The organism is Aeromonas sp. FDAARGOS 1419, assembly GCF_019047045.1.
Lineage (GTDB): Bacteria > Pseudomonadota > Gammaproteobacteria > Enterobacterales > Aeromonadaceae > Aeromonas > Aeromonas veronii.
Genome location: NZ_CP077209.1, coordinates 4466557 through 4479940 on the forward strand (window position 1 = coordinate 4466557; position 13384 = coordinate 4479940).

Below are 13384 nucleotides of genomic sequence, written 5' to 3' on the forward strand. Positions count from 1 at the left end.
CCTCCTCACCGAGGACGGGGCATGGCGACATGCCCCTCATTCCCGGTAGCAATATGAACGAGAACCCGACAATGACCACAAATGTGACCCGAATCGCTGCCCTCATCATGGCAACCCTGGCGGCTGGCCCCCTGTCTGCCGCCACCTCGCCCCTGATATTCAATGACACGACCCCGCAAAGCGATCTGGCGGGCAGCTTGGCTGCCAGCGTGCAGTTTGCCCAGAGCCAGATCCTGCCGTCTCATCCCAAGGAGGGGGATCGCCAACCCATCCTGACCAGCCTGCGCAAGAGTCTGCTGCTGGTGAAACCGCTCCAGGCCGATGGGGTGACTCCCATGACGGTGGAGGCCCGTGACGGCAGCGGCGAGCTGCTGGGCACCCTGACCTTGTCGCCGCCATCGGCGCTGCCAGAGACTGTCTACCACCTCGCGGGGGCTCCAGAAGGGGGAGTGAGTTTCATCCCGGAGAGCGGCACCACTGCCATCATCAGCAGCAGTGCTGATTTGGCCAAACTGAACGACAAGAGCGGCGCCTTCCTCAAGGATCGGCTGACCGGGCGCGCGCTGGTGGAGATCCAGACCGCCGACGGCCGCTGGGTTCGGGATATTTACCTGCCCGTGAGCCCGGAGCTGGAGGGCAAGATGGTGCGGATCCGCTCCAGCGCCGGTTATAACTCGACGGCCTTCTATGGCGAGCGACAGGTGACCGTCTCCCGTGGCCAGGCCCTGCAGTTCAAGTTTGCCAATGGGCAGTGGTTCCGTGAGGGGGAGCTGGAGAACAACCGCATCACCTATGCAGCGGATACCTGGAGCGGCGAGCTGCCTGCCGAGTGGATCCAGCCCGGACTGAACCTCTCCGTTCGTCAGGGCAATCTCAGTGGTGAACTGCGTGACATCAAGGTCGGCGCCCCCGGCGAGCTGCTGCTGCACACCATCGACATTGGCATGCTCACCCCGCCACGGGATCGCTTTGACTTTGCCAATGATAAGGAGGCCCATCGCGAATACTTCCAGACCATTCCGGCCAGCCGGATGATTGTCAGTCAGTATGCACCGCTCTCCCTGCCTGAGGTGATGCTGCCCAATGGCACCTTGCTGACCGATTTTGACCCGAGCGAGGGGGGGTGGCATGGCGGCACCATGCGTCAGCGCATCGGCAAGGAGCTTATCTCCCACGGCATCGACAATGCCAACTACGGCATCAACAGCAGTGCCGGTGAAGGGGAGGGGAGCCATCCCTTTGTGGTGGCCCAGCTGACGGCGCACAACAGCCGCGGCAAATATGCCAATGGGGTTCAGGTGCACGGTGGCTCTGGTGGCGGTGGCATCGTCACGCTGGATGATTCGCTGGGCAACGAGTTCAGCCACGAGGTGGGCCATAACTTCGGCCTTGGCCACTATGTGGATGGCTTCCGTGGCTCGGTTCATCGCAGTGCCGATCAGCTCAACTCCAGCTGGGGCTGGGACAGTGACAAACACCGTTTCATCCCCAACTTCTCCCCGACCCGCACCAATGAGGATGCCTGTCTGGATGGCCAGTGCCAGCCACCGTTCGATGGCCGCAAGTTTGGCTACGATGCGATGGCGGGCGGCAGCCCTCTCTCCGGTGCCAACCGTTTCACCCTCTATACCCCCAATTCCGCCGCCATCATCCAGCGCTTCCTGGAGAGCAAGGCGGTGTTCGATGCCAACTCGGCCACTGGCTTTAGCAAGTGGAACAGTGCGACGGCCAGAATGGAGCCCTATCAGCACACAATCGAGGGGATCGAGAAGGTCGATGCCCCCATGGATGCCCTGAGCGAGGCCGGACTGAGTGCCCTGCTGGCGGATTATGGCTTGGTCAGGGTCGCCATGTGGGACGGTCGCTGGACTCGTGATATCCGGGTGCCGGTTGCCTCTGCGGACAACCGTGGGCGCAGTCTGACCATCGATCACGGGGCCGGTTACAACAGTCGCCTCTTTATCAACGGCAAGGAAATTGTGGTGAACCGGGGCTTCAAGAAGAGCTTCACCTCGGATGGCCTGAGCTGGGTGGAGGTCTCCCCCATCGATACCAAGGTTGCGCGCAAGCCCGAGCAGTTCGGCGTGCCGGTGACCACCCTGGTGGGCTATTACGATCCTCAAGGAGCCCTGCGCAGCTACATCTATCCGGCTCTGCACGGCGCCTACGGCTTCACCTACCCGGATGACAGCAACACTCTGTCCGGCAATGACTGTCAGTTGCAGGTGGAGACCCGCAATGGTCTGCAGCGCTTCAGGCTGGCCAATCACAGAGCGGCGAGCAGCGTCATGAACAAGTTCCACATCAACCTGCCCACCGCCAGCGAGCCAGGTCGCGCCACCATCCAGTGCCGTGGCCAGACACTGGTACAGCAGAGCTTGTTGCCACCGCAGCAGACCCTCTCCTTTACCGTCAACGGGCGGCCGCTGGAGCAGGGCGTGGTTGAGAACCAGCCTCCGGTGGTGACCGTACCGGCGCAGCTTGGCGGCATCGGCGGTGAGTGGTTGACCATCACTGCCGAGGCGAGGGATCCCGAGGGGGATGCGTTCAGCTACCGCTGGCACTTCCCGGCAGGCTGGCAGGCGGAAGGCGAGACCAGTGCCAACCTGCGTCTGCTGCCGCCGGCAGTCACCACCAGCGAGCAGCATGAGCTGAGTGTGAGCGTCTCGGATGGGATACATCAAAGCGAAGGGCGCGTCGTGCTGACGCTGGAGCCCGTGGTCGACGGCTCTTGCAACACCACAGATCCGGAAGCGGCCAACGTTCCCGTATGGCAGGCCAGCAAGGTCTATAACGGCGGCGACAAGGTGAGCCACAACCAGCTGGTATGGCGTGCCAAGTATTGGACTCAGGGCAATGAACCGGGCCGCGTCGCCGATCAGTGGGCGCTGGCGAGTCAGGTTGAGCTGGGCTGGAGCGCGACCGTTGCCTACAACGGCGGTGAGCTGACCAACCACAACGGCCGTCAGTGGAAGGCCAAGTGGTGGACTCAAGGCAATGAGCCGGGCAAACACGATGTCTGGCTGGATGTCGGGGCGGCAAGCTGCCCCTAGGTTGAGTCCATGATGAAGATGGCGGAGCCTGTTCAGGCAGGCTCCGCCTTTTGCCACAAAACCATAGAGAGCAACAATAATGAAAAAAAACCGCATCACCCTTCTGCTTGCCGGCATGATGCTGAGCGGCCACCTGTGGGCGGCCGAGGCATACGACATCAACAAATCCTATCCGGGCGGCAGCCAGGTCAATTACAACGGCCAGGTTTTCGAGGCCAAGTGGTGGGTCAACCCGGGTCAGACTCCCGGTATGGCGGCCGCCAATGAGTGGGATACCCCGTGGAAGCTTGTCGGCGAAGGGGAAGTGACCCCGCCGGACACCGGCGGCGATGACAAGCCCAATCCGCCGACGCCAACTCCACCGGATGGCAGCACCACCCCCGTCTATATGAGCCAGGCCGAGTTGGATGCCAAAGAGAAGGCGCTGACCGACTTCCCGGCGATGGAAGCGGTCAAGGCTTCCATCGCTACCCGGGACAATCTGGTGGTCGAGGCGGTGCAGCCGGGCCGTGCCGACAACCCGGGCAACGTCAAGCGGGTCGAAAGCCTGCTGAGCGAGAGCCAGTTCAACTACCTCTTCCCGCTGCGCGCCCCCGAGTACACCTATCGCGGCCTGCTGCAGGCAGCGGCCAAGTTCCCGGCCCTGTGCGGCGACTACAGCGACGGCCGCGATGCCGATGCCATCTGCCGCAAGACCTTGGCGACCATGTTCGCCCACTTCGCTCAAGAGACCGGCGGCCATGAAAACTGGCGCCCGGAGGCCGAGTGGCGTCAGGCGCTGGTCTACGTGCGCGAGATGGGATGGAATGAGACCATGCGCGGTGGTTACAACGCCGAGTGCCGCCCCGATGTGTGGCAGGGTCAGCAGTGGCCGTGCGGTACTTTCGACAATGGCGAGTTCAAGAGCTACTTTGGCCGCGGCGCCAAGCAGCTCTCCTACAACTACAACTACGGCCCCTTCTCCGAGGCGATGTTCGGTACGGTACGCACCCTGCTCGACCGTCCCGATCTGGTGGCCGACACCTGGCTGAACCTGGCCAGTGCGGTGTTCTTCTATACCTATCCGCAGCCGCCCAAGCCCTCCATGCTCCATGTCATCGATGGCACCTGGCAGCCGAATGACCATGACAAGCAGAACGGTCTGGTGCCGGGCTTCGGGGTCACCACCCAGATCATCAATGGTGGGGTGGAGTGCGGTGGCCCGGTCGAGCACGCCCAGTCCCAGAATCGCATCAACTACTACCGCGAATTTGCCAACTACCTCGGGGTGGCGGTGCCATCCGACGAGGTGCTGGGTTGCAAGAACATGAAGGTGTTTGACGACAAGGGCGCCGGTGCCCTGCCCATCTACTGGGAGCAGGACTGGAGCTATGTGGCAGAGAACCCCAACGGCGGCAAGAGTTACGCGTGCAAGCTGGTGGGTTACCAGACCCGTTTCAGCGCCTTCAAGGAGGGGGATTACAGCCGCTGCGTTCAGCACTTCTATCCGGAGGTGGTGATCGAGGATAACGGCGGTGGCACCAACCTGCCGCCGGTGGCCAATATCACCGGTCCGGCGCAGGCCGAAGGTGGCAGCAAGGTGACCCTCTCCGGCCAGCACTCCAGCGATCCGGAAGGCAAGCCGCTCACTTATGCCTGGACTATTCCGGCAGGTGCCTCTGCCTCGGCACTGGATCAGGTCACTCTGGAGTTGACTCTGCCCAAGCCGGCCAGCGATACCAGGCTGGAGATCAAACTGACGGTCACAGATGAAGGTAATCTGAGCCGCAGTACCACTCATAGCCTGCTGGTGAAAGGAGAGGAGGGGGGCGTAACGCCGCCTGACTATCCGGCCTATAAAGAGGGGACTCCCTACAAGGCGGGCGAGCGGGTCAGCAACGGCGGTGCCAGCTACGAGTGCAAACCGCACCCCTACACCGGCTGGTGTGCCGGTGCCGCCTGGGCTTATGAGCCGGGCAAGGGTACGGCTTGGGCCGATGCCTGGATCAAACTCTGAGCCGTTTCAGGGTTACAAGGCTTGCCGATTAGCCAGCGCACTATCTGGTGCAATGACAATCCGGAGCAATAAAAGATGGGGCCTGCGGGCCCCATTCTTGTTTGGTGGAGTTCAGGTTTGGCCGTGGAACATCTGGCCCGGACAGGACAGCGCCTCGAGAGGGCTGTGTGATGATGTGTGTTGTTTTTTTATTACATTTTCCGTGAAAGGCTTTCAGCAATTATTTGCCGTAGCGGAAGTAGTATTCACGGGTGGAGGGGGCATAGGCATCTTTCTCTACAACGCCGTTCTTGGTGGTTGCACCGCGCAGGTGGAACAGGACTGCCAGATTCTCAAACATGGTTTACCTCATCGCTCTGTCATTTATGGTTATGGTGTGTGACCTGTGTCACGGTTTGATCCTATGGTCATTTGTGAGCCAGATCAACTTTCTGTGTTGTAAATTTACAAAAATCATGGAAAGGGTTTTCAAATGCAATGCCCTTTATGGAAAGGCTTTCCCGAGGTGACGGGGGAGAAGCTGACGATCAGCCTGCAAAAGATGCCTGAGAGCGGGGGCGTTGCACGGGGAAAGAGGCTTGCTGCACGGCCTCTCCTGTATAGGTGCTTGAGCCGATTTGTGACATAAAACAGAGAGATAGCACGCGCCTTGCTGGTAAAAACAGCGAACTGCTGCAATTTTGACTAAACGAATCAGTCGCGGTTATTTTAGGGTTGACAGCAAAGCGGGTGATGCCTATCATGCGCCTCCGTTGCCGGAGATAACTTCGTCAGCGCCGAGGTGAGTTGGGGTTATAGCTCAGCTGGGAGAGCGCTTGCATGGCATGCAAGAGGTCCGCGGTTCGATCCCGCGTAGCTCCACCAAATTCTCCTCGAACAATCTGGAATCAAAGGGGTTATAGCTCAGCTGGGAGAGCGCTTGCATGGCATGCAAGAGGTCCGCGGTTCGATCCCGCGTAGCTCCACCAGATTCTTGATTGTTTTATTGAATACCCAGGGCAGTGTGGTGTGTATCACCCAAGCCGACCTTTGTGGGGTTATAGCTCAGCTGGGAGAGCGCTTGCATGGCATGCAAGAGGTCCGCGGTTCGATCCCGCGTAGCTCCACCATTATTTAGGATGAATGGCCGCCAGAACCATTCATTCAGTACCGAATTTGGGGTTATAGCTCAGCTGGGAGAGCGCTTGCATGGCATGCAAGAGGTCCGCGGTTCGATCCCGCGTAGCTCCACCAAATTCAGAGTGACTGCCTGTCATTCACAAAAATCGGGGTTATAGCTCAGCTGGGAGAGCGCTTGCATGGCATGCAAGAGGTCCGCGGTTCGATCCCGCGTAGCTCCACCAAATTCTTGTTACAAGAAGCAAAAGGCCACCGCATCGCGGTGGCCTTTTGTTTTCTCCATCATTTATTTTCTCCATACGTCCGCGCCTTTCATTTGTAAATCCAATGACCTGAATGAAAAAGCCCGCGAGAGTCGCGGGCTTTGCTTGCACTATTCAAATGCGCCTGTGGTTAACGGCGACGTCGCCAGGCCAGTGGCAACAGGGCCAGCAGGCCGAGTCCCAGTGCACCACCGCCTGAGGAGGTGTCCGGTTTGGTGGCATCGCTCTCCAGTCTCAGGTCGACGATGATGGGATCATGGTCAGAGGCACTGAAGGGGTTGTCAGACTTGAGCAATGTGCCGGTGTACTGGCTGCCGTACTCGAACAGGGAGCTTTCGAAGGAGTTAATGTGCCAGTCGGCGACACCTGCCACCTTGCTGGCCAGCGCCGGGTTGGCTAGGGCATAGTCCAGGGTGCCCAGCTCCCCGTCGTAGCTGTAGGAGATGGCTTTCTCCTTGTTGAATTTGACGTTGAGATCGATCAGGCCGTAGCTGCGAGTCACTTCGCGACCGAGCTGTTCATAGGACTGATCACCGATAAAGGTGTGAGAGGCCGATACGATCTTCCGCTCGCTGGTGGCCGGGTTGTAGTCGGTCAGAACCCGGATCGGATCTTCCTTGGCGTAGGAGTTGAAGTCGCCCACCAGCAGCACCTGGCCCGGCAGTTTGCTGACCGCTTCACCCAGCACCTTGGCGGCAGAGACCCGGAACTCGGTGCACTTGCCCTGCAGGTCGGCTGGTTCTGTCTTGCCATCGCCATTTTCGTAGCAGCCTGACCCCTTGGATTTGAGGTGGTTGACCACCAGCGTCAACGGCTCCTTGCTCTTGGCGAGGGTGAAGGTCTGAACCAGCGAGTCGCGCTGACCGGCTGTCTTGGCCACACCACCAGTGGTGTAGCGCTGTTCCGGCAGCTTGATGACGCTGGCATCTCCGCTGGGGGTGAGCAGAGCAGGGCGGTAGATCATCGCCACCATGATGGCGTCCCCGCCGAAGAACTTGCCATCGGTAAGGGCAGTGACCGGCAGACGCACATAGGCGTAGTGTTTGCTCGCATCCTTCTGCTGTTCGTTGAGGCGGGTCACCAGATTGTGGAGGGCCGAGTTATCCTCGAAGCCGTTGTTCTCCATCTCCATCAGGCCGAGCAGATCGGCATCCATTGCGGTAATGGCATTGACGATCTTGGTGCGCTGCTTCTCGAACTCGGGCTGGCTCTTGGCACCTCGGTTGCAACCTTTGGCGTTATCGGCATCCGCCTGATCCTTGCACAGGATATTGAGTGCGCCGCCGATGCTGGAGTGGCTGGTGAAGTAGTTGAGCACGTTGAAGCTGCCGATCCGCAGATCGCTGCCAGCGAGGCGAGCCGGCGCGTCTTGACGATCCTCTTCAGGGCTGCGCAGCAGGGCACCGGCAGTCAGGGTGACATCGCTCGGTACCACCAGACGGAAGGCATCCTTGTTATAGACGATCACCCCCTCCAGCCCGGTCAGTTGATCACCGATGCGCAGATATCCCTGATCGGCATCCCAGCTAGGGAACCAGGGCAGTACGCCATCCGGTGCTTTGTAATCAGACTCGACCACCAGACGGTTGCTGCCATTTTGGGTGGCCAGCGCGACAGCATCTGCACTGTTGGCGACATGGAGTTGGGTCGGTTTGATCAGCGGGGTTTTGTGGGCCAACTCTACGTTGTTGCGATAGACCTTGTAGTCGAAGCCGTAGTTGCGGGTCAGGTGCAGGTCACTGCTGCTGTCGAGACGTACCCGCATCCCTTCGTGGCGATTGAGCGCTTGCGCCAGCGTCTCCCCTTCATTGACCAGCAGTACGCTGGTCGGCACATTCAGCCCTTGTGCGGTGACTTGCAAGTGGGCTTTTTTGGTGGCCTTGTCGACTAACGGGGTCAGCTGGGTGCCGCCGTAAAACTCTTGCACCTGTGCTTCCAGACAGACTTCGCTCCCCGGTTTGATGTCTTTATATTTGGTCGCGAAGTCTTTGTCGTTCAGATAGACAAAGATGCCATCAGAGGTGGCCGGATTGCCATCGCCCACCGGGTCGGTCAGATAGAAACCCTTGGTCAGACTTTGGCCCAGCGTCGTCACGATACCGCGAACGTTGAAGGTGCCCGGGCTGATTTTGCCGGTCACGTTACCGTTTTTGTCGGTCACGGTCTGGGTGGCCAGCGCGCTGGCGGAGCCTGTGCCCTGAATGGTCGGGATGGGGGTGAGTTGAGCCGGATCGGACGGGCAGACAAATGCCGCATGGGCGCCTGAGGATGCAAGTGCCAGCCCCACGGCCAGCGACAGCAGGGTACGAGTACCTTTCATAGGTGTTCCTTTTTTATTTTTGCCAGTGATTCCATAGCCTTGGCTCGTTGACCAAGGGCGCGCATTGTCACATTTCTGGCATGTCATACCAGTGAGCCAACGCACATTAAATGAATCTGGGAAGGTGTGGGAAAGCGTTTTTATGATCCCAGTAACGATATGATTTTTTTGATAATTAAATCAATTTTAACCCTGTGATCATGACGCTTTCGTGGCAGGGGATAATTCTCTTTGAGAATAAAGATTGAGGGGATCTTGTCGCCTTCCTATACTGGGTTCGTTCCTCACGGAACCCAGGTAAAGGGCAAACCGGCAGTGATGTCGGGGCGCAATGCTTCCGGTCTCGATCGTGGATCCAGATAGCGGGGTTTCCCTGGGTGAGGGGTTGTTTTTGTGGCAGGTCCATTGCCAGTTGTCTGCGCCCATCATGCAGGTTGCGATTGTTCTTTGCCTTGGTGACCAAGCCAAGACAAAACAAGGAAGATAACAATATGCAACAGCTCTTCAGACCCAGCAGGCTTGCCATGCTGGTCGCCCTTGCGGCTGCGCCCGCCTGGGCTCAGGCCGCTTATCCCGCCTATAAATCCGGTACTGCCTACAAGGCTGGCGATATCGTCAGCAACGTCGGCGCCCTCTACGAGTGCAAAGAATTTCCCTATTCAGGCTGGTGCGGGGCATCCCCCTATCACTATGAGCCGGGTGTCGGGGTGGTCTGGGCTGATGCCTGGAAGCCCTATGGTGGCGAGGTGCCCCCTCCTGCACTCGGCGTAGCCGTCAGCTCACCGGCTGCTGGTGCCAGCTTCAACGAAGGAGCCAGCGTGGCGCTGGCGGTGACCTTGAGCGGCCCGGTGACGGCGCTGGTTAAAGTGGAATACCTTGTCGACGGCAAGCTGGTGGCCACGGCCAGCGCCTCGCCATGGAGTGCCAGCTGGAGCGCCGCCGGAGTGGGGGCCCATACCCTCAAAGCTCGCGCGCTGGATAAAGATGGCAAGGTGCTGAGCGAAGCGGATTCCAGCTTCAACGTCGCCGCCGTGGTCGCGCCAGAGGCGCCCAAGGCGAGCATCAGCAGCCCGGCCAGCGGCGCCAAGGTGACGCTGGGTCGCAGTGTGGCGGTGAGCGGCAACGTCACCGATGCCAACAACGATGTGGCCAAAGTCGAGCTCTATGTCGACGGCAAGAAGGTGGGCGAAGATACCACTGCCCCCTGGCAGGTGAACTGGACGCCGGATGTCAAAGGCAGTGCCGCCCTCAAGCTGGTGGCCACTGACAAGACCAATCTGAGCGGCGAGTCGGCGGCGGTGACTGTCAATGTCGAGGAGGCCGCGCTGCCGCCCACCGGTGGCAACCTCTCCTGCGATATCCGCCAGATCTATCGCCCGGACGGTTACGAGTGCATGGGGGATGACCATGCCCGCCGGGTCATCGGCTACTTCACCTCCTGGCGCACCGGCAAGAACGGCCTGCCCGCCTATCTGGTGAGCGATATTCCATGGAACAAGATCACCCACATCAACTACGCCTTCGCGGCGGTGGATGAGCAGAGCCACACCATCAAGGTGGACGATGCAGCCACCAAGATGACCTGGGATGGCGTGCCGGGTGCCGAGATGGATCCTGAATTCGCCTACAAGGGCCACTTCAACCTGCTGTCGAAGTACAAGAAGCAGTATCCGGACGTGAAGACCCTCATCTCGGTCGGCGGCTGGGCCGATACCCGTGGCTTCTACACCGCCACCACCAAGGGCGACTGCTCGGTCAATACTGCCGGTATCAACACCTTGGCTGACTCGGCAGTGAGCTTTATCCGCCAGTATGGTTTTGACGGGGTCGATATCGACTACGAATACCCCACCTCGATGAAGGATGCGGGCAATCCCAACGACTTCCCGCTCTCCAACCAGTGCCGAGCCAAGCTGTTTGCCAACTACGAGGTGCTGATGAAGACCTTGCGGGCGCGGCTCGATAACGCCGGTAACGAAGATGGCCGCAAGTACATGCTGACCATCGCCTCACCGGCATCGGCCTATCTGCTGCGCGGGATGGAGAACTTCCAGGTCACCCAGTACCTCGACTACGTCAACCTGATGACCTATGACTTCCACGGTGCCTGGAACCACTTTGTCGGTCACAACGCGGCCCTGTTCGACAACAATGCCGACCCCGAGCTCTCCCACTGGGGCGTCTATACCCAGACCCAGTTTGGCGGTATCGGTTACCTCAACGCGGCCTGGTCTGCCCACTACTTCCGCGGTGCGCTGGCGGCTGGCAAGATCAACGTTGGCGTGCCCTATTACACCCGCGGTTGGCAGGGGGTGAGCGGTGGCAGTCATGGGCTGGGTGGCAAAGCAGCCCTGCCGAGCCAGAACGAGTGCCAGCCGGGCACAGGTGGCAGCACCATTCCGTGCGGCAACGGGGCGGTCGGCATCGACAACATCTGGCATGATCTCGACAAGAACGGCAAAGAGATCGGCGGTGGCGCCGTGCCCATGTGGCATGCCAAGAACCTGGAGAATGCGGCCAGCCTCGGCATCACCACATTGCCAAGTTATGGCACTGCCTGGGGTCTGGATCCCAACAATCCGGCTCACGTGATACAGGGCAAGTATGTGCGTTACTACGATGACAAGGCCCACGCGCCCTGGCTGTGGAACGAAGAGAAGAAGGTGTTCCTCTCAACCGAAGATGAAGAGTCCATGGGCCACAAGCTGGACTACATCATCAAGCGCGGTCTGGGCGGGGTGATGTTCTGGGAGATGGCGGGTGATTACGCCTTCGATCCGGCCAAGAACGAGTACGGCATGGGCAGTACCCTGACCACCCTGGCTTATGAGAAGTTTGCCAAGGCAACTCCGTACAACACCAAGCAAAACGATCTGGCCGCGCCGAGCGCCCAGCTCGACATCCAGGTCAGCCTCTCCGGCTTCAAGGAAGGGGACTCCAACTACCCGATCAACCCGAAACTCAAGCTGGTCAACAAGTCGACCCAGACCATTCCGGGCGGCGCGCGCATCGAGTTTCTGGTGCCCACCTCCACCTCTGACACCATCACGGATCAGAGTGGCATGGGCCTGAAAGTGGTGGAGAGCGGTGGCAACGACAACTCGGAAGGCATTGCGGGCGAGAAGGACTTCCACAAGGTCGCCATGAACCTGCCGGGCTGGCAGACTCTGGCGCCGGGGGCCGAGATTGAAGTCGCCATGACTTACTACCTGCCCGCCGCTGGCGTGCCGAGCGGTATGCGCATCATCAGCGGCAGCCAGACCATTGGTCTCAAGGCCGAGTTCCCGACCTTGCCGGAGGCCGTGCTGGGCTCGGGTGGCGGTGAGAATCCGGGTACCAGCTGCAGCAGCCAGAACGTTAATCCGGCGGCCTACAAGGCCTATCCGATCTGGCCGCAGGGGGATCATGCCAATGGCGGCGATCGCATCACCCATAACAAGGTTGTGTGGCAAGCAAACTGGTGGACCAGCAGCGAGCCCAAGGCAACCGATGGCAGCTGGAAGTCTGTCTGTAGCTATTGATTTTAAAATCAATGAGATAAGTGAGGCTTCGGCCTCACTTTTTTTGTCTGGTTGGTCGCTCTGGTTGAAAATGCGCCTGCCTTTCCTGGCGGGCAGCCTCTATAATAGAGTCGATTAATAATCAGATGGATATCAGCGTATGGCGAGTATATTGGATTCCGTTGATCAACGAACTCAACTGGTGGGTGAAAACCGCCTCGAGTTGTTGATGTTTCGTCTCGGCACCCGTCAGATGTTCGCCATCAACGTCTTCAAGGTACGGGAAGTGGTCAAGTTGCCCCATCTGAGCAAGATGCCGGGCTCCCATCACAATATCAGCGGGGTGGCCAATATCCGCGGTACCTCGATCCCGGTGATCAACCTGCGTAGCGCCATCGGCATGCGACCCATGCCCATCGACAGTGAATCCAACCTCATCATCACCGAGTACAACCGCACTATTCAGGGCTTTCTGGTGGGGCAGGTGGCCAATATCGTCAACATGACCTGGAAGGATATCCTGCCGCCGCCGCGCTCCGCCGGGCGCGCCAACTACCTCACTGCCATCACCCGCATTCCCGAAGATGGAGTGGAGCAGATCGTCGAGATCATCGATGTGGAGAAGGTGCTGGCGGAGATCATCACCTATGACATCCGCATCTCCGAGGAGGTGCTGGACCGGGAGATCCTGCCCGAGATGCATGGACGCAAGGTGCTGATCGTCGATGATTCCAGCACCGCCCGCAATCTGGTGCGCGAGACCCTGGGCCAGCTTGGGCTTGAGGTGATCGAGTGTCAGGATGGTTTGCAGGCGCTGACCCTGCTCAAGGGGTGGTGCGATGCTGGCAAGAAGGTGACCGACGAGATCCTGCTGATGATCACCGATGCCGAAATGCCGGAGATGGACGGCTACCGCCTGACCCACGAGGTGCGTAGTGATCCGCGTATGTCCGATCTCTTTATCACCCTCAACACCTCCCTGAGCGGCAATTTCAACGAAGCCATGGTCAAGAAGGTGGGGTGCGACCGTTTTATCTCCAAATTCCAGCCCGACTTGCTGGTCGGTGTGGCCCAGGAGCGGCTGCGCCAGGTACTGGAAAGCTGAGAAGCTGCCTGCCGGTTATGCTAAATCA

Annotated in this window: 5 protein-coding genes, 5 tRNA genes and 1 riboswitch; of the genes, 9 read left to right on the plus strand and 1 reads right to left on the minus strand. The window is 59.5% G+C overall.

Features of this window, described 5'->3' with window-relative positions; all coding sequences use genetic code 11:
* Positions 1 to 71: 71 nt before the first annotated feature.
* The 7 genes from I6L49_RS20410 (at position 72) to I6L49_RS20440 (ending at position 6392) form a co-directional block, all read left to right on the plus strand.
* The gene (locus I6L49_RS20410; protein WP_216950256.1) at positions 72 to 3053 is read left to right on the plus strand and encodes a M66 family metalloprotease; all 2982 of its coding nucleotides are present in this window, start codon (positions 72 to 74) and stop codon (positions 3051 to 3053) included.
* Between the two features lie 79 nt (positions 3054 to 3132).
* Complete coding sequence (locus tag I6L49_RS20415; protein WP_216950257.1) at positions 3133 to 5049, plus strand: glycoside hydrolase family 19 protein; 1917 nt, start codon at positions 3133 to 3135, stop codon at positions 5047 to 5049.
* A 788-nt stretch (positions 5050 to 5837) separates the two neighbouring features.
* Positions 5838 to 5913: transfer RNA gene (locus I6L49_RS20420), tRNA-Ala, on the plus strand.
* 28 nt (positions 5914 to 5941) lie between these two features.
* A tRNA-Ala gene (locus I6L49_RS20425) sits at positions 5942 to 6017 on the plus strand.
* 65 nt (positions 6018 to 6082) lie between these two features.
* Positions 6083 to 6158 (plus strand) — tRNA-Ala (locus I6L49_RS20430).
* Positions 6159 to 6206: 48 nt separating this feature from the next.
* A tRNA-Ala gene (locus I6L49_RS20435) sits at positions 6207 to 6282 on the plus strand.
* 34 nt (positions 6283 to 6316) lie between these two features.
* Positions 6317 to 6392: transfer RNA gene (locus tag I6L49_RS20440), tRNA-Ala, on the plus strand.
* 169 nt (positions 6393 to 6561) lie between these two features.
* On the opposite strand, the gene I6L49_RS20445 is transcribed toward I6L49_RS20440, so the two are convergent.
* Positions 6562 to 8751, minus strand: a complete 2190-nt coding sequence (locus tag I6L49_RS20445) for an ExeM/NucH family extracellular endonuclease (protein ID WP_216950258.1) — start codon at positions 8749 to 8751, stop codon at positions 6562 to 6564.
* 293 nt (positions 8752 to 9044) lie between these two features.
* Positions 9045 to 9127: riboswitch (cyclic di-GMP riboswitch) on the plus strand.
* A gap of 148 nt (positions 9128 to 9275) precedes the next feature.
* Between I6L49_RS20445 and I6L49_RS20450 the strand changes: the two genes are divergently transcribed.
* Together I6L49_RS20450 and I6L49_RS20455 are read left to right on the plus strand one after the other, a co-directional pair.
* On the plus strand, positions 9276 to 12272 hold the full coding sequence (locus I6L49_RS20450) for a glycosyl hydrolase family 18 protein (RefSeq protein ID WP_216951692.1): 2997 nt from the start codon (positions 9276 to 9278) through the stop codon (positions 12270 to 12272).
* Positions 12273 to 12411: 139 nt separating this feature from the next.
* Complete coding sequence (locus I6L49_RS20455) at positions 12412 to 13356, plus strand: chemotaxis protein CheV (protein ID WP_005362471.1); 945 nt, start codon at positions 12412 to 12414, stop codon at positions 13354 to 13356.
* Positions 13357 to 13384: the final 28 nt, after the last annotated feature.